Annotated in this window: 16 protein-coding genes; 8 read left to right on the plus strand and 8 right to left on the minus strand. The window is 68.0% G+C overall.

The features are described 5' to 3' along the window. Positions 1–2: 2 nt before the first annotated feature. Both ACEN9N_RS21575 and ACEN9N_RS21580 read right to left on the minus strand, forming a co-directional pair. Positions 3–239: a hypothetical protein gene (locus ACEN9N_RS21575; protein ID WP_007835963.1), complete on the minus strand. Its 237-nt coding sequence runs from the start codon at positions 237–239 to the stop codon at positions 3–5. Then, entirely contained in the window at positions 236–1,990 is a 1,755-nt protein-coding gene (locus tag ACEN9N_RS21580) for an FAD-dependent monooxygenase (protein ID WP_495654487.1), read from the minus strand. The genes ACEN9N_RS21575 and ACEN9N_RS21580 overlap by 4 nt, the downstream gene beginning before the upstream one ends. Before the next feature lie 98 nt (positions 1,991–2,088). Here ACEN9N_RS21580 and ACEN9N_RS21585 point away from each other — a divergent pair, with 98 nt between their 5' ends. Beyond that, positions 2,089–2,871: a helix-turn-helix transcriptional regulator gene (locus ACEN9N_RS21585; protein ID WP_007835965.1), complete on the plus strand. Its 783-nt coding sequence runs from the start codon at positions 2,089–2,091 to the stop codon at positions 2,869–2,871. 9 nt (positions 2,872–2,880) lie between these two features. On the opposite strand, the gene ACEN9N_RS21590 is transcribed toward ACEN9N_RS21585, so the two are convergent. Further along, positions 2,881–3,981 carry a fumarylacetoacetate hydrolase family protein gene (locus ACEN9N_RS21590; protein ID WP_007835966.1) on the minus strand — a complete coding sequence of 367 codons (1,101 nt, stop codon included), beginning with the start codon at positions 3,979–3,981 and terminating at the stop codon, positions 2,881–2,883. 140 nt (positions 3,982–4,121) lie between these two features. Between ACEN9N_RS21590 and ACEN9N_RS21595 the strand changes: the two genes are divergently transcribed. From ACEN9N_RS21595 to ACEN9N_RS21605, 3 genes are all read left to right on the plus strand, one after another. Beyond that, positions 4,122–5,312 carry a DUF3108 domain-containing protein gene (locus ACEN9N_RS21595; protein ID WP_495654488.1) on the plus strand — a complete coding sequence of 397 codons (1,191 nt, stop codon included), beginning with the start codon at positions 4,122–4,124 and terminating at the stop codon, positions 5,310–5,312. 105 nt (positions 5,313–5,417) lie between these two features. Continuing rightward, a complete protein-coding gene (locus ACEN9N_RS21600) occupies positions 5,418–5,729 on the plus strand; it encodes a BTH_I0359 family protein (protein ID WP_007835970.1) in 312 nt (103 codons plus the stop codon). Between the two features lie 167 nt (positions 5,730–5,896). Then, entirely contained in the window at positions 5,897–6,748 is an 852-nt protein-coding gene (locus tag ACEN9N_RS21605) for a ChaN family lipoprotein (RefSeq protein WP_495654489.1), read from the plus strand. Positions 6,749–7,058: 310 nt separating this feature from the next. On the opposite strand, the gene aptA is transcribed toward ACEN9N_RS21605, so the two are convergent. Further along, on the minus strand, positions 7,059–8,393 hold the full coding sequence (gene aptA / locus ACEN9N_RS21610; protein ID WP_495654490.1) for an omega-aminotransferase AptA: 1,335 nt from the start codon (positions 8,391–8,393) through the stop codon (positions 7,059–7,061). Positions 8,394–8,463: 70 nt separating this feature from the next. Between aptA and purU the strand changes: the two genes are divergently transcribed. After that, on the plus strand, positions 8,464–9,330 hold the full coding sequence (gene purU, locus ACEN9N_RS21615; protein ID WP_007835977.1) for a formyltetrahydrofolate deformylase: 867 nt from the start codon (positions 8,464–8,466) through the stop codon (positions 9,328–9,330). 9 nt (positions 9,331–9,339) lie between these two features. Here the strand turns inward: purU and ACEN9N_RS21620 are convergent, their stop codons facing one another. From ACEN9N_RS21620 to ACEN9N_RS21635, 4 genes are all read right to left on the minus strand, one after another. Next, positions 9,340–9,711: a YXWGXW repeat-containing protein gene (locus ACEN9N_RS21620; RefSeq protein ID WP_413313218.1), complete on the minus strand. Its 372-nt coding sequence runs from the start codon at positions 9,709–9,711 to the stop codon at positions 9,340–9,342. Positions 9,712–9,840: 129 nt separating this feature from the next. Next, entirely contained in the window at positions 9,841–11,160 is a 1,320-nt protein-coding gene (locus tag ACEN9N_RS21625; RefSeq protein WP_495654491.1) for an SGNH/GDSL hydrolase family protein, read from the minus strand. 64 nt (positions 11,161–11,224) lie between these two features. After that, entirely contained in the window at positions 11,225–14,518 is a 3,294-nt protein-coding gene (locus ACEN9N_RS21630) for a carboxyl transferase domain-containing protein (protein ID WP_495654492.1), read from the minus strand. 10 nt (positions 14,519–14,528) lie between these two features. Then, the gene (locus ACEN9N_RS21635; protein WP_413313224.1) at positions 14,529–16,154 is read right to left on the minus strand and encodes an AMP-binding protein; all 1,626 of its coding nucleotides are present in this window, start codon (positions 16,152–16,154) and stop codon (positions 14,529–14,531) included. Between the two features lie 85 nt (positions 16,155–16,239). Here ACEN9N_RS21635 and ACEN9N_RS21640 point away from each other — a divergent pair, with 85 nt between their 5' ends. The 3 genes from ACEN9N_RS21640 (at position 16,240) to ACEN9N_RS21650 (ending at position 21,582) form a co-directional block, all read left to right on the plus strand. After that, positions 16,240–16,929 carry a TetR/AcrR family transcriptional regulator gene (locus tag ACEN9N_RS21640; RefSeq protein ID WP_413313226.1) on the plus strand — a complete coding sequence of 230 codons (690 nt, stop codon included), beginning with the start codon at positions 16,240–16,242 and terminating at the stop codon, positions 16,927–16,929. A 26-nt stretch (positions 16,930–16,955) separates the two neighbouring features. Further along, positions 16,956–18,209: a branched-chain amino acid ABC transporter substrate-binding protein gene (locus ACEN9N_RS21645; RefSeq protein ID WP_495654493.1), complete on the plus strand. Its 1,254-nt coding sequence runs from the start codon at positions 16,956–16,958 to the stop codon at positions 18,207–18,209. A 154-nt stretch (positions 18,210–18,363) separates the two neighbouring features. Continuing rightward, positions 18,364–21,582 carry a bifunctional cytochrome P450/NADPH--P450 reductase gene (locus tag ACEN9N_RS21650; RefSeq protein ID WP_495654494.1) on the plus strand — a complete coding sequence of 1,073 codons (3,219 nt, stop codon included), beginning with the start codon at positions 18,364–18,366 and terminating at the stop codon, positions 21,580–21,582. Positions 21,583–21,588: the final 6 nt, after the last annotated feature.

Below are 21,588 nucleotides of genomic sequence, written 5' to 3' on the forward strand. Positions count from 1 at the left end.
GATCAGTCTCCAGTCGTTGTTTGTGATTCGGAAGCGGACAGCGATGGTACGGGCAGCGCGTGCAACGCGTCGGCCAGCGCGGCGCGGCAGCGCGCCTCGTCGCCGACCTGCTCGAACAGCAGCAGCGCAAGCCGCGCGAGGAACAGCGATTCGCGCTCGGCGCCCGCCTCGGTGATGGCGCGCGCGCACTCGGCGTAGAGGCGGTCGCGGGCGTCGGGGTTCAGCGGTGTCGTGCTCATGCGGGGAGCTCCTGGGCCGCGCGGGCCAGTGCGGGTTGCAGGGCGCCGGGCGGCAGGCGATGCCAGCGCGCGGCCACGTGGCCGTCGGGGCGCAGCAGGTAGACCGCGCCGTCCTGTGCGCCGAGCGCTTCGAAGACGGCAGGGGATGCATGCGCATCGGCGCCACCGGAGCCCGGGCTCGCAATGCTGCGAACGACGAAGGGCAGCGCGCCCTGCCGTGCCTGCGCGACGTCGGCCGCGGGCGGCGTGGCCACCTCGGGCTGCAGCACCAGCAGCGTGAAGGCCGGCGCGACCCAGTCGGTGAGATGGCCTTGTTCGAGTTGCTGCTCCGGCATCACTTCGCCCGGCAGCGGGCCGGCCGGCAATGCATCTCCTTCGCCCGACGACAGCGGCGAATCGGCGTAGCGCACGGCCTGCGTCTGGCGCGGGTTGATGAGTTGCGCGATGCCGCGGTGCCTTTCCGACAGCGACAGCGCCGCCTCGCGCAGCAGGTCGAAGCCGCGCGACGGCGGCGACATGAACTCGGTGCTGCGCATCGCGTTCTCGGCGTTCACGTGGAAGGCCGCGATGCGCTCCTGCGAGTACGAGTCGAGCAGTGCCGCATCCGACAAGCCCCTGGCGACGAACGCCAGCTTCCACGCGAGGTTGTCTGCGTCGTCGAAGCCCGAGTTGAGCCCGCGCACGCCGAAGATCGGCATCGCATGCGCCGCGTTGCCCGCGAACACGACGCGGCCGTGGCGGTAGCTGTCGAGCGTCATCGCGCCGGCGCGGTAGACCGAGGTCCACACCGTCTTCCATGGCAGGTGGCCTTCGCCGATGGCGTCGAGGTGGCGCTGCACGAACTCGGCCACGGCTGGTGGCTGCAGCGCCTCCTCGGTGCTCTGGCCGGGGCGCAGCTGGTAGTCGATGCGCCAGATGTCGTCGGGCTGGCGGTGCATCAGCACGGTCGAGCCCGGGTTCCACGGCGGGTCGAACCACGCGCGGCGCTCCGTCGGGTGCCTGCTCTTGAGCTCGATGTCGATGATCACGTAGCGGCCTTCGTAGCCCGTACCTTCGAGCGCGAGCCCCATCGCCTTGCGCACGAAGCTCTGGCCGCCGTCGCAGGCTGCGAGCCACTGGCCGTGCAGCCGGTATGCGCCTTCGGCGTTGCGCACGTCGAGCGTCACGCCGTCGTCGTGCTGCGCGAGGCCGGTGAGCTCGGTGCCCCAGCGGATGTCGATGAGCCCCGGCGTCGCCTCGTTGCGGCGGAAGATCTCTTCGAGCAGGTAGTGCTCGGCGTAGTACTGCTCGAGGTTGATCATCGGCGGCAGCTTCTGCTGCGCGTCGTGCGGCATCTCGAAGCGGAACACCTCGGCCGTCTTGTAGAAGCTGCGCCCGCCGGTCCACGGCAGGCCCTTGCCCATGAAGCCGCGCAGCACGCCGAGCCGCTCCATGATCTCGAGACTGCGGCGCGAGATGCAGGCCGCGCGGCTGCCCACGCACACGGTGTCGTCGGCTTCGAGGATCACGCAGCGCACACCGTGGTTCGCGAGCCCCAGCGCCAGCGCCATGCCGACAGGGCCGCCGCCGGCGATCACCACCGGGTGGCTGCCGGCTTCAACGCCGCCAGGGCCGAGCGCGGGCGTTCGGGCTCCGTAGCGCGTGTAGTGGAACGCGCCGACCGAGGGCGGCAGTCCGGCGTCGGCGCCGGACTTCGGCGGCACGGGGCCGCTGGCGGCATCGCCGAGGGTGGCAGCGGGAGAGTTCATCATCCGGCGGGATTGTCCCGATGCGGGAGGAGCGGCAATGTCATAACTTCGTACGAGGTAGTTACCCGTATGTGCGCCCTTTTCTTCTTCTTTCCTCCCGCATGAGACGCTGGCGCATCCACCCCGCCGAAGACACCGCGCTGGCCGCCGCCGTGGTCGGCGACGTGCTCTCCGGCGTGGGCACGCCGCTTCTGGCGACCAGCTATCTCAAGGCCATGCAGCGCGTGATGCCGGTGACTTTCTGCACCGTGTTCGTGGTCGATGCCGCCGGACGCATCGAGCTCGTGTCTGCCGCCAGCAGCTACGGCAGCACGGCCGAGCGCACGTCCGAACGCTACGTGGCGCAGCGCTTCGATTTGCTCGACCCGAACATGGCCTGGCTGGCGGCGCGCAAGCTGCCCAGGCGTGCGCAGCTCTGGATGGGGCACCAGCGCGCCGACGAAGTGGCCGACCCGGTGTACCGCGCCGCCTGCTACGGCGACGTGGGCATTCGCGAGCGCGCCTCGGTGCTGTTGCTGCAGCCCACGGGCCAGCGCGTGGCCGTGAGCTTCTACCGCAGCCTTGCGCAGCCGGAGTTCGGCGCGGCCGACTTCGCGCGCATCGAGGCGCACGCCACGCTCCTGGCCGATGCCACCGCCGCGCACGGCCGCAGCGCAGTGGCCGCGCGGGAACCGGTGGAACCCGTCCTCGCCTCGCGGCTGCTGAAGCTGAGCCTGCGCGAGCGCGAGGTCATCGGCCACCTGATGGCGGGCCGGACGGCCAAGGAAGCCGCGCGCGAGATCGGCGTGGAGCTGACGACGGTGCGCACCCACCAGTACCGGGCGTTCCGGCGGCTGGGGATACGGTCGCAGAAGGAGTTGCTGCGCGGCGCGGGGCCGCACTGAGCCGGCCCCTCAGTCTTCGGAAGCTTCCTGCTCCGGCCGTGGCTCGTCCGGCGCCCCGCCCTGCTGCGGCTTCACCAGCGACACCGGCGCCTCCTTCGGCCGCCCCGCCGTGGACACGATCTCCTGATCGATCGCCCCGAACAGCGAGCGCCCGTCCAACCCCTTCATCTCGATGCGGATCGTGTCGCCGAACTTCATGAACTCGGTGTAGGGCTGGCCGGTCTGGATGGTCTCGATGCAGCGCTTCTCGGCGATGCACGAATAGCCCTTGGGCCAGTCCATGTGACCGTTCTTCTCGACGCCCTTGTTGCTCACGGTGCCGCTGCCCACGATGCTGCCGGCGCGCACGTTGCGCGTCTTGGCGATGTGGGCGATGAGCTGGCCGAAGTGGAAGGTCATCTCCGGGCCGGCGTCGCACAGGCCGACCTTGCGGCCGTTCCAGCTGCTTTGCAGCGCGAGGTGTACGCGGCCGTCCTGCCACGCCTCGCCGATCTCGTCGAGCGTGACGGCCACGGGGCTGAAGGCGGTGGCGGGCTTGCTCTGGAAGAAGCCGAAGCCCTTGGCCAGCTCGGCCGGAATGAGGTTGCGCAGGCTCACGTCGTTGGCCAGCATCACGAGGCGGATGCCGTCGAGCGCCTGGTCGGGCGTGGCACCCATGCGCACGTCGCCGGTGATCACCGCGATCTCGGCCTCGAAGTCGATGCCCATGGCTTCGCTGGGCACGACCACGTCGTCGGTCGGGCCTAGGAAGTCGTCGCTGCCGCCCTGGTACATCAGCGGATCGGTGTAGAAGCTCTCGGGCACCTCGGCGTTGCGCGCCTTGCGCACCAGCTCCACGTGGTTCAGGTAGGCCGAGCCGTCGGCCCACTGGTAGGCGCGCGGCAGCGGGGCCATGCACATCGACGGATCGAAGGGAAAGGAATGGCGTGCACGGCCGGTGTTGACGGCGTCGTACAGGTCCTGCAGCTGCGGGCTCATGAAGCCCCAGTCGTCCAGCACCTGCTGCAGCCGGCTTGCGATGCCGGTGGCGTAGTGGGCGAGCGTGAGGTCGCGCGATACGACGACGAGCTGGCCGTCGCGCGAGCCGTCCTTCAAGGTGGCGAGTTTCATGATGCGGTGCGTGCGTGAGAACAGGGACGGGGCGCCGGCACGGGCCGGTCGCCGCTCCCACTTAAACTGGTTGAACGGGCGGCAGTTTACCGAGGTGGTCTTTCGTGAACCTCCGGGCCGGCGCCTCACTCCACATACCGATGCCGACGCTCGTCGCCCCCTCCTCCTCGCCATCGCTGCCTCCCGGGCTGCCGGGGCGTCCGTCGTGGCGGGTTCTGATCGGGCTGACGCTGCTGGTGGGGCTGGTCCATCTGTTGCTGCTCGGGCTGGCGCCGATGGCGGTCGGGCCGGAACCCTCGCCGCTGGCTAGCAAGTTCAGCACGCGCACCATCGTGATCGCACCACCGGCGTCCGAGGCGCCCGCTCCGGCGGCCGCACCCGCCGAAGCGAAGCCGCCTCCGCCACCCAAGCCGCGGCGTCCCCGTGAAGCGTCTGTGCCCAAGCCGAAACCGGCCGTCGTCAAGCCTGCGCCCGCGCCGGAGCCGGATGCCTCCACACCTTCAGCCCCCGAAACGCCCGACCTGACAGCCCAGGCCGCTACCAATTCAGGAGCAACACCGCCGGAAGCAGCGGCCAGCGCCCCGACCGGCGCGGTATCGCCTTCCAGCGGCACAGGAACCGGCACCACCGCGGCGGCCGGTGGCGAGGCCTCGGGCACCATCGCCGGCACCCAGGCGATGAAGATCCCCGGCTCGGTCACGCTGGACTTCGAGGCCACCGGCCAGTCCGGCGCCTCCCCGCAGCGTGGCGTGTTCGGCGAACTGGTCTGGCTGCAGGATGGCAGCCGCTACGACGGGCGGCTGACGCTCAAGGCGGTGTTCTTCACCTTGCTCAACTGGCACAGCACCGGCCGCATCGGTCCCTCGGGGCTGGAGCCCGAGCGGTACTCCGAAAGCCGCAAGTCAGAGGTGGCTTCTCATTTCGTACGCGAGCAGGGGCAGATCGTGTTCAGCAACAACGCGCCACCCGTGCCCCTGCTGGCCGGCGCGCAGGACCGCATGAGCGTGATGATGCAGCTCGGCGGCCTGCTGGCGGCCAGCCCAGGGCGCTATCCGGCAGGCACCCGGATTTCGGTCCAGACCGTGGGGCCGCGCGATGCCGACGTCTGGGTCTTCGTGGTCGGTGACGAAGAAAAAGTGAGCCTTCCGGCCGGCGAATACGTCACGCGCAAGCTCACCCGCAATCCTCGGCGGGAGTTCGACCGAAAACTCGAGCTTTGGCTGGCGCCAGCGTACGGCTACCTGCCAGTGCGCATCCGGCAGACGGAACCCAACGGGGACTTCGCTGACGCCCAATTGCGCAAACCCCTACCCGCGGCCCCCCCGAACTGAGGAGAAGGTCGTTCCATCGGAGCAAAGCCAAGAAAATTAGCCCGTTGGTTTTACAAGAATGACAACCTGTCTTGAAACTGGCGCGTTGATTGCTATGTATCCCCCATGAACGCCATCGACATCCTCACAGGGCCCGCCATGAACATGCTTTATGACTCGGAGTCTTTCGTCGTCGTCCACGTGCAGCCCAATGAAGGCGACGAACCCGCGCAACCCAACGTGCCGGTTCTGGAGCGCCACGGCTTCGAGATCGTGGACAAGCGTTCGGGCAAGGAGGTCTACCTTGACGGCTCGTGGGCCGAACTGTTCCAGCAGCAGATCGCCGCGTGGCAGCTCAACACCCCCACCCAGGAAGAAGTCGAGGACACGCTCGAAGGCTACGCCGAGCTGGCCCACACGCCGGTGCTGGTGCACTGACGCAAATTCGGCCTCCAACGACAAAGCGCCCTGTCCGGGCGCTTTTTTCATGAAGCACCGGCAACGGCTCCCATGAACCTCAGGTCAGCGAAGAAACCGAAAGAGACGACAGGGAAAAGCGGAAATGGACGGCACGGCGGGCGTGTGCCGGGGCATAGTATGGCGTGATGTCCCCTCCAAACCGGCCCCTGCGGACTCCCTGGCGCCTGCTTCTTCCCCTGCTCGCCACCACCGCATTCGGGGGCTGCTCGGTGCTGCCTCCCGGCGCCGATGCACCCATCGCGCGCCGCATCGCAGCACTCCAGCCGGTCGACGCCCTCCTGCTCGGCGAGCAGCACGACGCCCCCGAGCACCACGCCATCGAGCGCGAAGCCGTCGAGGCGCTGGTCGCGCGCGGCCATCTCGCCGCGCTTGCGCTCGAAATGGCCGAGGAAGGCCGCAGCACCGCGCGCATCGCCCCCTCCGCCACCGAAGCGCAGGTGCAGGCGGCCCTCGACTGGAGCGACAAGGCCTGGCCCTGGGCCAGCTACGGCCCCACCGTGATGGTGGCCGTGCGCGCGGGCGTGCCCGTGGTCGGCGCCAACCTGCCGCGCACGCGCATGAGGGACGCCATGGCCGACGTCTCGCTCGACGTGCAGCTCAATGGCGAGGCCTATGCCGTGCAGCAGGACGCCGTGCGGGAGGGCCACTGCAAGATGCTGCCCGAGTCCCAGATCGTCCCGATGACGCGCATCCAGGTGGGCCGCGACCGTGCAATGGCGCAGGCCATCGTCAAGGCAAGGCGGCCGGGCCAGACGGTGCTGCTGATCGCCGGCGCGGGCCACGTCGTGCGCACGCTCGGCGTGCCGCAGCATCTACCCGACGACATCAAGGTTGCCACGGTGCAAATGCGCGCCGCTGCCGCTGCGGCGGACGTGGCGGCGGGCGATTACGACAGCACATGGCAAACGCCGCCATTGCCCGAGAAAGACTATTGCGCCGAGTTCAAGCGGCTGGCCAGGCCGCAACCGAAGGCTTGAACGCGTCCGTCGACCCTATTCACCGAACCAGAACAACAACCAGGCGCCGACAGAGCCGAGTGTCACGGTGACGAGAAGAGCCTGACGACCCACGAAAAGCGGCTGATTCATCCAGCGCTCGATTTTTTCCGACATCGTCATCTCCAGCCCCGTGGTGAGGGCTGAAGAATGAAGCTCCCGCTGGCTTCTGTCAAAGCGCTAAAAATGCTTCGTCGACAGTCAGTTCAAAACGAAAGTCGCATGATTTCCGGCGCCGCGATCCTGCGAACGGCCTTCGCGTCGCCGGCTTGCGCAAGGGCCGCCGCCCCGCTCAAGCGTGCTTTCTGATCGAATCCGCCAGCGTATTCACCAGCGTCTCGATGTGCGACTTTTCCACGATGTACGGCGGTGCGATCACCAGCACGTCGCCCGCCGGCCGTACCAGTGCACCCTTGTGGAAGCAGTCCAGGAAGATGTCGTAGGCGCGCTTGCCCGGCGTGCCCGCGATGGGCGCGAGTTCCACCGCCGCGGCGAGGCCCAGGCTGCGGATGCCGATCACGTTCGGCAGGCCCTTGAAGGCGCTGTGGAAGGCATCGCCCAGCACCTTGCCCATTTCGCCGGCGCGCGCGAACAGGTTCTCCTGCTTGAAGAGATCGAGCGTGGCGATGGCCGCGGCGCAGGCCACCGGGTGGCCCGAGTAGGTGTAGCCGTGGAAGAACTCGACCACGTGTTCGGGCGCGTCGGTCTTCATCATCGCGTCGTAGAGCTTGTCGCGGCAGATCACGCCGCCGAGCGGAATGACGCCGTTGGTCACGCACTTGGCGAAGTTCAGCATGTCGGGCACCACGCCGTAATAGTCGGACGCGAAGTTGGTGCCCATGCGGCCAAAGCCGGTGATGACCTCGTCGAAGATCAGCAGGATGCCGTGCTTGTCGCAGATCTCGCGCAGGCGCTTCAGGTAGCCCTTGGGCGGCAGGTACCAGCCGGCCGACCCGGCCACCGGCTCGACGATGATCGCGGCGATGTTGCTCGCATCGTGCAGCGGCAGGATGCGCGTTTCGAGCTCGACCAGCGGGTCTTCGGCCCACACCGGCTCCTCGTTGTGGATGTAGGCGTGGTTCACCGGATCGTGGATGAAGCGCATGTGGTCCACGCGCGGCAGGAAGGCCGAGCCGAACACCTTGCGATTGCCGGGAATGCCGCCCACCGACATGCCACCGAAGCCCACGCCGTGGTAGCCCTTCTCGCGGCCGATGAACACGTTGCGGTGGCCTTCGCCGCGTGCGCGGTGATAGGCAAGCGCGACCTTCATCGAGGTGTCTGCGGCTTCCGAGCCCGAGTTGCAGAACAGCACCTTGTTGAGATCGCCGGGCGCGAGCGAGGCGATCATCTCGGCCGCCTTGAAGGCGCGGTCGTTGCTGACCTGGAAGGCAGTGGCGTAGTCGAGCGTGTCGAGCTGCTTCTTGATCGCCTCGTTGATGGGCTTGCGGTTGTGGCCCGCGCCCACGCACCACAGCGAGGAGATGCCGTCGATCACCTTCTTGCCGTCGTGCGTGGTGAACTCCATGCCATCGGCCGCCACGAAGACGCGCGGGTCTTTCCTGAAATGGCGGTTGGGAGTGAAGGGCAACCATTGGTTGTCCATGTTGAAGTCCTGCTGGGCCATGTCTCGCTCCTGCGGTTATGTGGTCGAGGAAAATCGCGATTCTGGCACCCCTGCGACAATCACGCCCCTGATGACGACCACTACGCCCACCTCGCCCGCCTACATCCTGAACCTCTCTTGCCCCGACCGTACGGGCATCGTGCACGCCGTGTCGGGCTTCCTGCTCGAACGGGGCGCCAACATCGAAGAGGCCGCCCAGTACAACGACCACGACACGGGCCTGTTCTTCATGCGGGTGCGCTTCGCCTGCGGCGAGCACAGCGAAGCCACGCTGCGCGAGGAATTGAAGACCTTCGCCGCCGGCTTCGGCATGGCGCTGCAGCTGCATGCCGCCGCCGAGCCCATGAAGACCGTGATCCTGGTCAGCAAGGAAGGCCACTGCCTCAACGACCTGCTGTTCCGCTGGAAGAGCGGCCTGCTGGCCATCGACGTGCGCGCCATCATCTCGAACCACCGCGACTTCTACCAGCTGGCCGCCAGCTACAACGTGCCGTTCCACCATATCCCGGTGACAGGCGCGACCAAGGCGCAGGCCGAGGCGAAGCAGCTGGAAATCATCGAGGCCGAGGGCGCCGAGCTCGTGGTGCTCGCGCGCTACATGCAGATCCTGAGCAACGACCTGTGCCGCAGCCTGGCTGGCCGTGCGATCAACATCCACCATTCGTTCCTGCCCAGCTTCAAGGGCGCCAAGCCCTATTACCAGGCCCACGACCGCGGCGTGAAGCTGATCGGCGCCACCGCCCACTACGTGACGGCCGACCTCGACGAAGGCCCGATCATCGAGCAGGACGTGGAACGCGCCGACCACACCGACACGGTCGAAGACCTCACGGCCCGCGGCCGCGACACGGAGAGCCAAGTGCTGGCGCGGGCGGTGAAGTGGCACAGCGAACACCGCGTGCTGCTGAACGGCCACCGCACCGTCGTGTTCCGCTGAACCCTGCCGTCAGTTGCGATTCGGGTCGTCCGGCCGGCGGTCGTAGCGGTTCGGCACCCCGTCGCCATCGCGGTCCCAACCGCCCCTGTGGTATTGCCAGCGGTCGCCGTCCTGGCGCCATTCCGGCGGACGGTAGGCATAGCCCGGACGCTCGCGCACCCAGTAGCCGCGGACCCACACGTGGCGGCCACCGTGCCATTCATAGTGCCCCGGCGACCACACATAGCCGCGGCGCGGCGGCGGCATGCGTTCGAACCGCGGCGGGGGCGGCGCCACCTCGATGGCGACGGGCTGCGCCTGAGCGGCCGTGGGAACAGCCAACGTGCCCACCGACAGAAGCGAAGCAGCGCCGATGGAAAGAGCCAATGCGATCTTTTTCATGAAGTACCCCTCATGAGTTGTAGGAGCCTTCATGCTGCCCAGCCCATGTGAAGCGCCTGTAAGCGGTGCACGAAATCTTGTGTAGAGCTGTGACCCGCCTTTCGCTGCTCCCTCAGCCCTTGCGAGCACTCACTCCTGCAATTCGTGCAGGTCGATGGCCGCGGCCATCGCGGCATGGCCGGCCTTGTTGGGATGCAGATGGTCGCCCGAGTCGAACAGCGGGTTCAATGCCTGCGGGTCTGCGGGGTCACGCAGCGCCGCATCGAAATCGACCACGCCGTCGATGTCCTGCCGGCCGCGAATCCAGCGGTTGACGGCTTCGCGCATGGCATCGTTGGCCTCGTTCCAGTAAGGCGTGTTCCTGAATGGCGGCACCGTGCCGAGCAGCACCTTCACACCCTTGGCGCGAGCCTGCTTGACCAGTTGCTCCAGTCCGTCGGTGATGCGCTCGGCGGTCGGCATGTCGCGGGCCTTGATCTCGGCGCCGGGCACGTTGGCGAACAGGGTGCGGCCGATGTCGTTGGTGCCGAGCAGGACGATCGCGTGCGTCACGCTGCTCTGCCGCAGGGCGTCGCGCTCGAAACGCGAGAGGCCGCTGGGCCCCATGCCGTCGGCCAGCAGGCGGTTGCCGCCGATGCCGGCATTGAGCACCGCTATGTCGTTTCCGGCGCCCTGCGTATCGCGCAGGCGCGTGGCCAGCATGTCGGGATAGGCCCCGAACTTGGCCTCCGCGGTGCCCGACGTGATGGAGTCGCCGAAAGCCACGACGGTGCACACGGACTTCGTGGTGAGCACGTCGAGCCCGGTCACGATCTGGTTCAGCACCAGCGGCGTGGGGCTCTTCAGCTTCGGCGCCATCACGGCATTGCCGGCAGTCACCCAAGTCGTTCCCGGCTCGAGCATGGAAACCGTGGAAAACGGCGCGGCGCGGTCGAAGAAGGCACTCACGACCACGGTTTGCCCCGCCTGAACCGGCAGGTCGACACCATCGCTCCAGGCGTCCGCGCCGGGGGCGATCGTGAGGCTGGTGCGCCCGCCGAACCGCAGCACGCGCAGCGTGGCCGGCGAGAACGCATCGGCGCCGGTGCCGCGTGCCGCACTCGCGGCGGCAATGCGCAGCGGCGTCTTGCCGAAGCGGTTCGAGAAGCGGATGCGGATGCGCTGGCCGTCCAGCGACAGTTCGACCTGCTGGCGCAGCGTCTGCCCGCGCAGGTCATTCCCGGCGGGCGATGAATAGCCCGCGCCGCCGGGGCTTGCGGCCAGCTCGCCGAACTCGACCGGCGCCACGGCCCAGCTCGCCACCCAGTGCGCCTCGGCGGGCTGGCGGGGATGGCTGCCGGGAGTGACGGCCTGCACGCCGACGGCCAGCACTGCGAGGCAGAGGGCCGCCACCCAGTGCGCCGTGGCCACGTCGCGGAGGTGGGCTGCCCAACGAGAAACCAGTTTCATTCGCGCAAAGCGGCCCAGTTTACGGAGCCATGATCTCCCGCGCGTGACGAGGTCTAAAGCCGGGTTACCAAGTGTCTACATAGGCAGCGGCCGCGCCAGGCGCCTTCGTCGCAGAGGACAGCCCACGCACCAGCCAGGTGCGTGTGTCGGCCGGATCGATCACTGCATCGATCTCCAGCGTCTGCGCCATGTGGATCGCCTCGCCGTTCGCGTACTGCTGCGCCACGAGCTTCCTGAACAGCGCATCGCGCTCGCCGCCCTCCGGGACGGCCGCCAGTTCCTTGCGAAAGCCCAGACGCACAGCACCTTCGAGCCCCATCGCACCGAATTCGCCAGTGGGCCAGGCCACGGTGAAAACGGGTGCGTCAAAACCGCCCGCCGTCATCGCCTGCGCGCCCAAGCCATAGCCCTTGCGCAGCACCACGGCGAAGAACGGCACGCGCAGGTGCGAGGCCACCATGAACATGCGGCACACGTGGCGCACCTGCGCCTGCGCCTCGATTTCGGGCCCGACCATGAAGCCGGGCGTGTCGCACAACGAAACAATTGGAAGGCCGTGCGCATTGCACAGCTGCATGAAGCGCGCGGACTTGTCGGCCGCTTCCACGTCGATCGCGCCGCCAAGGTGGTGCGGGTTGTTGGCCATCAGGCCCACCGGCCGGCCCTCGATGCGCGCGAGCGCCGTGACGATGCCCGCGCCGAAACCCGCGCGCAGTTCGAGCAGCGAGCCGGTGTCGGCCACGCCGCGCATCGCCGCTCGCACGTCGTACACGCGCAGCCGGTTCTCGGGCACGACGTGGCGCAGCGTGCGCGGGTCTGCGCATTGCCAACCGGTGGTCGCACCCTGGAAGTAGGACAGGTACTGCTTCGCCGCGGCCACTGCGGCGGCTTCGTCTTCCACGAGGATGTCGATCACGCCATTGCGCGACTGCACGCTGCTCGGGCCGATCTGTTCGGGCGCAAAGGTCCCGAGGCCGCCGCCTTCGATCATCGCGGGGCCGCTCATGCCGATGTTGCTGCTCCTGGTGGCGATGATCACGTCGGCGCAGCCCAGCAGCGCCGCGTTGCCCGCGAAGCAGCGGCCGTGCACGATGCCGACCACGGGCACCTTGCCCGAGAGCGCCGCGAACTGGCTGAAGGTATGGTTGTTGAGCCCCGCGACGATCGGCATGTCCGTATCGCCGGGACGACCGCCGCCACCCTCGGCGAACAGCACCACCGGCAGCTTCAGCTGATGCGCGACCGCCAGCAGCCGGTCGGTCTTGTGGTGGTTGCGCATGCCCTGCGTGCCGGCCAGCACGGTGTAGTCGTAGGCCAGCACGGCGCAGCGCGACACCTCGGGGCCGAACTGCTTCGCATTGATGCTGCCCAGGCCCGTGACCATGCCGTCGGCGGGCGTGTTGGCGATCAGGTCCTCGAGCGTGCGGCGGCGCGTCTGTGCGGCGATGGCGAGCGCGCCGTACTCGATGAAGTTTTGGGGGTCGGCAGCGGTGTCGCACAGGTCGGCGATGTTCTCGCGCGCGGTGCGGCCGCCCTGCGCGTGGCGCTTGTCGACGGCGGCCTTGCGATTGATGTCGAGCGTGGGCGCGTGGCGGTCGATGACCTTTTGCAGGTCGGGGCGGATCGCATCGAGGTCGTGCTCGGCGCGCGCCTCGGCCTCGACGGCTTGCGCATCGACGGCTTCGAGCTGCACCAGCGACTGGCCTTCGACGAGGTAGTCGCCGGGCGCGGCCAGCAGCGCGACCACGCGGCCGGCCACGGGCGCGTGCAGCAGGTGCTCCATCTTCATGGCCTCGAGCACGCCGAGTTGCGCGCCGGCGGGCAGCACGTCGCCGATGTCCACTTCGAACTGCAGGAGGCGGGCCGGCATCGGCGCCTTGACGGTCAGTTCGTCCGAACCGTCGTCTTCGACGGCGGGTTGTGTAGCCGGCGCGGCCGCCGTCTTCTTCGCATGCTTTTCAAACGAGGCCGCGGCGGCCAGCAGATCGCCCAGATGCGCCTCCACGAAGCGCGTGTGCACCGCCTGCGTCGCGAACTCGGGCCGCGCTGCGATGGCGCGCAGCAGCGGCAGGTTCGTGGCGATGCCGTCGATGTGGCATTCGTCCAGCGCGCGCAGCGAACGGCGCAATGCATCTGCGAAACGCGGCGATGGCGAATGCACGATGAGCTTGGCGAGCAGCGTGTCGTAGTGCGGCGAAGGCGCAAGGCCCGCATAGCCGTGCGTGTCGACGCGCACGCCCGGCCCGGCCGGCAGGTCGAAGCGCGCGAGCGTGCCGCCCGAAGGCCGCGCGTTGCCTTGCGCATCGAGCGTCTCGGCGTTGATGCGCCACTGCACCGCGAAGCCGCGCTGCGGCGCGGTGCGATCGGCGTCCACGCCCAGTTCATCCAAGGGCTGGCCCGCTGCGACAGCGATCTGCAGTTGCACCAGATCGAGACCGGTCACCGCTTCCGTCACCGTGTGCTCGACCTGCAGCCGCGGGTTCGCCTCGATGAAGACGAAGGGCAGCGTCGTCGATCCGGCATCGACCAAAAATTCGAACGTGCCCAGCCCGCGATAACCCACCGCCTTCGCCATGCGCAGCGCAGCCTGCGTGACCCGCGCGCGCAGGGCCTCGGGCAGCGAGGGACTCGGTGCAATTTCCACCAGCTTCTGGAAGCGCCGTTGCAGCGTGCATTCGCGCTCGCCGAGGCTGGCGACGGACTGCCCGTCGCCCAGCACCTGCACCTCGATGTGCCGCGCATTGCGCATCAGCCGTTCGACGTACACGCCCTCGATGCCGAAGGCCGCCCTGGCTTCGGACATGCAGCGGGCATGTGCCTCGGGCAGTTCGTTCACATCGATCACCGCGCGCATGCCGCGCCCGCCGCCGCCGCCAATGGCCTTGACCATTACGCCCGCGCCCTGCGCGTGCTGCTCGGCGAAGAAGGCCTGCGCCTGCGCAAGCGTCACCGCGCCGGCGCTGCCGGGCATCACCGGCACATCGCATTGCGTGGCCAGGGCGCGCGCGCGTGCCTTGTCGCCGAACAGGCCCAGCTGCTCGGGCGTCGGTCCGATGAAGACGAGGCCTGCCTCGGCACAGGCCTGCGCGAAATCGGCGCGCTCGCTGAGAAAGCCGTAGCCGGGATGCACCGCATCGCATCCTTGCGCCTTTGCAACGGCAATCAGCGCGGCCACGTCGAGGTACGCGGAAGGCCCGGTCGCATCGAGTGCGACGGCCGTGTCGGCCAGCTGCGCGTGCAGCGCCGAGACGTCGTCGCGCGCATGCACCGCCACGCTGGCGATGCCCAGGTCGCGCAGGGCGCGCATCAGCCGCACGGCGATCTCGCCGCGGTTGGCAATCAGAACTTTGGAGAACAAACAGAACCTCTCAGCTTTGGTCTTTGAGCAGGCGGCGCAGCACCTTGCCCGCGCCGGTGGTCGGCAATGCATCGATGAAGCTCACGGCGCGCGGCGCCTTGTAGCTCGCCATGTTGTCTCGCGCCCAGGCAATCAGCGCATCGGCCTCGAGCGCGGCGCCGGGCTTGCGCACGATGAAGGCCTTCACGACCTCGCCCTTCTCGGCATCGGGCTGCGCGATGACGGCCGCCTGCGCGACCGCCGGGTGCTTGATGAGGATGGTCTCTACCTCTTCGGGGAACACGCTGTAGCCCGAGACTTTGATCATTTCCTTGAAGCGGCCGATGAAGGTGAGGTAGCCATCGGCGTCGAGCTTGCCCATGTCGCCCGTGTGCACCCAGCCATTGCGCAGCGTGGCAGCGGTGGCCTCGGGCTTGTTCCAATAGCCCTTGAAGACGCCGGGGCTGGTCAGCACGATCTCGCCGACGTCGCCCGTAGGCATGTCGGCCTGCGTGTCGCCATCCTTGTCGGGATTGACGATGCGGATCGTCACGCCCGGCACCGGCACGCCCTGCGTGCCCCAGCGCGGCGCATGGTGCGGCGTGTAGGTGTCGCAGGTGTGCGTTTCGCTCAAGCCGTAGGCCGCCTCGAACGAGGTGCAGCTGGGCGCGTGCGAGCGCCACTGGCGCGCCAGCGTTTCGGTGAAGGTGATGCCGAAGCTCGTCACCGGGTTCATCTTCAGGCTGCCCAGGTCGAAGCTCGCGATGTCGGGCACCTGCATGCAGGCCACGTTCATCGGCGCGATGCTGTACCACCAGCTCACCTTGTACGCGGCGATGGCCTGCAGCGCGGCGCGCGGGTCGAAGCGGTGCATCAGCACCGAGGTTGCGCCGCTGAGCACCGGCACGTTGACGCCCATCAGCATGCCCGCGATGTGATACAGCGGCGCAATGGACAGCAGCACGTCATCGGGCCCCACGCCATTGCAGTCGGCCGCGGCGCGCGTCTTGAAGAGCGCGTTGCCATAGCTCAGCATCGCGCCCTTCGGCAGGCCGGTGGTGCCCGAGGTGTAGGTCATGAGCGCAACGTCGTCCATGTCGATGGCGACGGCCTGCGGCTTCGCGCCAGCCTTCATCACGGCGAGGAAGTCTTCGCAGCCTTCGGGTACGGTGCGTTCGGACTTGCGCTCCGCGGCGAGTTCGAGCGGAAGGTCGAGCGCGGGATGGGCAGGCAGCAGATCGGCGTAGTGCACCACGAACACATGTTCGAGCGCGCTCTGCGGCTGCACCTTGCGCACCACCGGCAACAGCGGCGCGGCCGCGACGATCACGCGCGCCTTCAGGTCGTTGACCTGGTAGGCCAGCTCGTGCTCCTTGTTGAGCGGCCCGCTCGGGCAGACGATGGCGCCGATTTTCTGAATGCCGAAGTGCGCCACAAGGTATTGCGGGCAGTTGTTGAGGAAGAGCACCACCGGCTCTCCCTTCTTCACGCCGAGCGCCTGCAGCCGCGCGGCGAAGGCGTCGCTCGCGCGATCGAGCTCGGACCAGCTCATCGCCTGGCCGTACCAGAGACAGGCAGTGCTGCCGCCGCGCTCGCGTGCGTGGGTGCGCAGGTACTCGTGCAGGGGCTGCTGCGGGCGGTCGGGCAATGTCTCCATGGCGTCACTTCCTCAGGGTTATCGATAGCCGCACGCACCGGGCTGGCGCTTGCCAATGGCGCATGGTGCACGAACAATCCTACCCATGGGTATAACTTCCGCGACACGGCACAAACCCTCTGGAGGCCAGAGCGGCACCGCTGCACAGCCGCACCTGCCGCAAGGCACGGGCCGACAGCGCGCAGCCACGCAGGGCACCGACCTGCAGCGCGAGCGCATCCTGCAGGCGGCTGCGCAGCTGTTCGCGGCGCAGGGCTATGCCAACACCACCATGGCGCAGATCGTGCGCGCGCTGGGCGTGACCAAGCCCTTCGTGTACTACTACTTCCGCGACAAGCAGGAGATTTTCGAGACGCTCTCCTGGCGCCCGGCTGTCGATTGCTTCACCGCGCTCGACTTCGCAGCCACCGACCCGCGCCGCGCCAGCGAGAAGGTGATCGACGGCATCGAGCGGCTGATTCGCGCGACCATTGCGCATCACCCCGTCGCCTTCTTTCCTTATCGCGAGCCGCAGGTGTACCGGCCCGAGTACATCGCGGCGCAGAAGAAGCTCGCCCGCCACTTCTACGACCTGCTGTGCCCGCTGCTCGAAGAAGCGCGGCGCGACGGCGACCTCGACTTCGCCGAGACCAAGCTCACCGCGCTCGCGGCCTGCAGCCTGCCGGGTTTTCTCTACAGCTGGTACCGCCCGAACGGGCGCCTCTCGCCCGACGAGGTGGTGGCCGAACTCACGAAGCTGGCCGGCCGCGTGATCGGGCTGCAAGCGAAGAACTGACCGACAACCATCCCCGGAGACAAACCATGAAGTTCAACCGTGCGCCATTGGCGCGGATCGCCCTTGCCTGCCTGCTGGCCACCGCCGGCGCCGCTCACGCGCAGCAGACCTACAAGGTCGCCTACATCGATCCGCTCTCGGGTCCTTTTGCCAACGTCGGCGAGCTGATGCTGATGCACACGCAGTACGCCATCGAGGACATCAACGCCAGGGGCGGCGTGCTCGGCGGCACGAAGCTGCAGCTGCTGCAGTTCGACAGCAAGCTCTCGGCGCAGGAAAGCCAGAGCGCGCTGCAGGCGGCCATCGACCAGGGCGCGAAGGCGATCGTCACGGGCGGCTCGGGCTCGTCGGTGGTCACGGCGCTGGTGCAGTCGGTGGCGCGCTGGAACCAGCGCAACCCGGGCAAGGAGCTGATCGTGCTGAACCACTCCTCCATCGACCCCGAGATGACGGGCAAGGGCTGCAGCTTCTGGCACTTCCAGACCGAGGCCAACACGGCGATGAAGATGAAGGCGCTGGCCAACTACATCAAGAAGACGCCCGACGTGAAGAAGGTCTACCTGCTCAACCAGGACTACGCGCACGGCAAGCAGTGGGCCAGCTACGGCAGGCAGCTGGTGGGCCTGGCGCGGCCCGACGTCCAGTTCGTGGGCGAGGCGCTGCACCCCATCGGCCGCGTGAAGGACTTCGCGCCCTACATCGCCAACGTGAAGCAAAGCGGCGCTGATTCGGTCATCACCGGCAACTGGGGCCAGGACATGACGCTGCTGCTGAAGGCCGCGGGCGACGCGGGCTACAACCTGCGCTACTTCAACCACAGCGCGGGCTCGGTGCCGGGCACGGTGACGGCCGTGTCGCAGGCGAAGCTGGGCCAGTTGACCTGGGTGGCCGAATGGCATCCGGGCGAGGCCGACACGCCCAAGGTGGACGCGCTGGCCAAGGCCTACAAGGCCAAGACCGGCAAGGACTTCCTCGCGCCGCGCATCGACATGACGCCGCGCCTGCTGGCTGCCGCCATCGACAAGGCCGGTTCGACCGACACCGTCAAGGTGGCTCGCGCGCTCGAGGACCTGAGCTTCGACTCTGTGGTGGGCTCGGTGCGCATGCGTGCCGAAGATCACCAGCTGCTGCTGCCGCAGGTGGTCAACACCATCGTGCCGGTGGACGGCAAGACGGTGAAGACGGGCTGGGAAGGCACTAACTACGGTTTTCGCACCGACGCGGTGTATACCGGGAACGAGCTGGCGCAAGGTACGGAGTGCAAGATGGTTCGGCCATGACTTGCCTCGGGGCGCGCGCGAAGGCCACCGGGTGCTCCCCTCCGCGAATGTCCTAAGGGAAACCCCGTCCTGCCCACCTCCCGTGCCGTCGGGATACTCCGGCTTCCATACCCCGGTATCCGAAGCGGGTCCACTCCGAAGGCACAACAAGACCATGGCAGGCAAAAACTCGCTCCACCCGATCCCGCATCCGGCGAAGAAGCCCTTCGTCGGGAACCTGCTGTCGATCGGCTCCGACTCCCCCGTGCTCGACATGTGGAAGATCGCGCAGGACCTCGGCGGCATCTACTGGCTGGACATGCCGGGCATGCCGGTGATCGTGGTTTCGTCGCCCGCGCTGGTGGACGAACTCTGCGAGGAAGCGCGCTTCGACAAGAGCACGCGCGGCGCGCTGCGCCGGCTGCGTGCCGCCTCGCACGGACTGTTCACTTCGGACACGCACGAGGAGACCTGGTCGAAGCCGCACAACATCCTGTTGGCCAACTTCAGCCAGCGCGCGATGCAGGCCTACCACCCGATGATGCTGGACATCGCGGGGCAGCTGGTCACCAAGTGGGAGCGGCTGAACTTCGATGAAGAGGTGGACGTGGTGCGCGACATGACCGCGCTCACGCTCGACACCATCGGCCTGTGCGGCTTCGGCTATCGCTTCAACTCGTTCTACCGCGAAGGCTTCCATCCTTTCGTCGATGCGATGGTGCGCACGCTGGAGACGGTGCAGAACCGCCGCGGCCTGCCGCTGGAAGAGCTGATGCTGAAGAAGGAGCTCGCGCAACAGCGCAAGGACATCCGCTTCATGCACAAGATGGTGGAAGACATCATCGAGGAGCGGCGCGCGAGCGGGGCCGACATCGCCACCAAGCCCGACCTGCTGAGCTACATGATCGCTGGCGTGGACAAGAAGAGCGGCGAGCAGCTCACCGACAAGATGATCCGCGACGAGTGCATCGAATTCCTCATCGCGGGGCACGAGACCACCAGCGGCCTGCTCTCGTTCGCCATCTACTTCCTGCTGAACAACCCCGAGGCGATGGCCAAGGCGCAAGCCGAGGTGGACAACGTGTTCGGCCCGGACACCTCGCAGAAGCCGACCTACGCGCAGGTCAACCGGCTGCAGTACGTGATGCAGGTGCTGAAGGAATCTCTGCGCCTGTATCCGACCGCGCCCGCGATCTCGATGCGCGCCAAGGAAGACACGAAGATCGGCGGGCTGTACACGATCAAGAAGAACAACATGGTCATCATGCATGCGCTGGCGCTGCACCGTGACAAGGGCATCTGGGGCGAGGATGCCGACCAGTTCAACCCCGACCACTTCAGCCGCGAAGCCGAGCGCGAGCGGCCGGTGAACGCGTTCAAGCCCTTCGGCAACGGGCAGCGCGCCTGCATCGGGCGGCAGTTCGCGCTGCAGGAAGCGGTGCTCACGCTGGGCATGATCCTTCAGCGCTTCAACCTCGTGGACCACACGGGCTACAAGCTGAAGATCAAGGAAGCGCTGACGATCAAGCCCGAGAATTTCAAGATCAAGGCACTGCTGCGCGACCCGGCCACGCGCCCGCGCGGCAACATGAGCGACGCGGCCGCCGCGCCCGTGCAGCCCACGCAGCCAGCACAGCGCAAGCAGCAGGCGGCGCGCCACGGCACCTCGCTGCTGGTGCTGCAGGGCTCCAACCTCGGCACGGCCGAAGACCTCGCGCGGCAGCTGGCCGAGGCCGGCGAGACGCGCGGCTTCTCCACCCAGCTGGCGTCGCTCGACGACTATGCCGAGCGGCTGCCGGCCAACGGCGCGGTCGCCATCGTCTGCGCCTCGTACAACGGCGTGGCGCCCGACAACGCGGCCGAGTTCCACCGCTGGCTCGACAAGGCCGACGATTCGCTCAACGGCGTGCGCTTCAGCGTGTTCGGCTGCGGCAACACCGACTGGGCCGCCACCTACCAGGCGGTGCCGCGCCGCATCGACGAACGGCTCGAGGCGCTCGGCGCCACGCGCGTGCATCCGCGCGGCGAAGGCGATGCGCGCGAGGACATGGACGGCGCCTTCCAGGACTGGAGCGATGCGCTGTGGCCCGAGCTGGTGAAGGCCTTCGACATCAAGACCGGCGCCGACTCACCCGCGCAGAGCGAGCCGCTCTACACGCTCGAGGAGCTGCCGCCGCCGCAGAAGAACGCGATCGTCGACGCGCTGGGCGCGGTGGCGCTGCGGGTGATCGAGAACCGAGAGCTGCAGAACGGCGGCAACGGCGAAGCAGGCCGCTCCACGCGCCACGTCGAGCTGATGCTGCCCGAGGGTCTGGTCTACCGCGCCGGCGACCACCTGAGCGTGGTGCCGCGCAACAGTCCGGCCCAGGTCGAACGTGCGATGGCGCGCTTCGGCTTCGACCGCGACGCGCATGTGCGCCTGCATGCCGGCTCGGGCCGCAAGGCGGCGCTGCCGGTGGAGCAGGTGATCGCGGTCGACCGCCTGCTGGGCGACTACGTCGAGCTGCAGGACGTGGCCACGCGCAAGCAGATCGCCACGCTCGCGGCGTACACCGAGTGCCCGTTCACCAAACCCAAGCTCGTGGCCCTGTCGGGCAGCGACGAGTCTTCGCAGACGGCGTACAAGACAGAGGTGCTGCACAAGCGCAAGTCGCTGCTCGACCTGCTGGAAGAGCACCGCGCCTGCCAGGTACCGTTCGCGGTGTTCCTCGAAATGCTGTCGCCGCTGTCGCCGCGCTACTACTCGATCTCTTCTTCCCCGACGATGACGCCGGGCAAGTGCAGCGTGACGGTGGGCGTGGTGAGCGGCCCCGCCAGGTCGGGCAGCGGCACCTTCGAGGGCGTGTGCTCCAACTTCCTGGCGCGCGCCGAAGCCGGCGACACGGTGCACGGCGTGGTGCGAGAGACCACGGCCGAGGGCTTCCGGCTGCCCGACGATGCGGCCCGGCCGCTCATCATGGTCGGACCAGGCACCGGCCTCGCGCCGTTCCGCGGCTTCCTGCAGGAGCGCGCGGCGCAGATCGAAGGAGGTAACCCGCTCGGCGAGGCGCTGCTTTTCTTCGGCTGCCGCCATCCCGAGCAGGACTTCATCTATGCCGACGAACTCCAGGCCTGGGCGCACCGCGGCGTGATGAAGCTGCACACCGCGTTCTCGCGCGCGGGCGAGCGCAAGGTCTACGTTCAGGACCTGATCCGCGAGCAGGCCGCCGATGTGTGGAAGCTGCTGGAAGCGGGCGCGGTGGTCTACGTGTGCGGCGACGGCTCGCGCATGGAGCCCGACGTGCGGCGCACGCTGAGCGACCTCGCGCGCGAGCACGGGCACGACAGCAAGGCGTGGATGGACAAGATGATCGCCGACCAGCGCTACGTGCTGGACGTGTGGGCCGGAAGCTGAGGAGCC

The organism is Variovorax sp. Varisp46, from assembly GCF_059491885.1.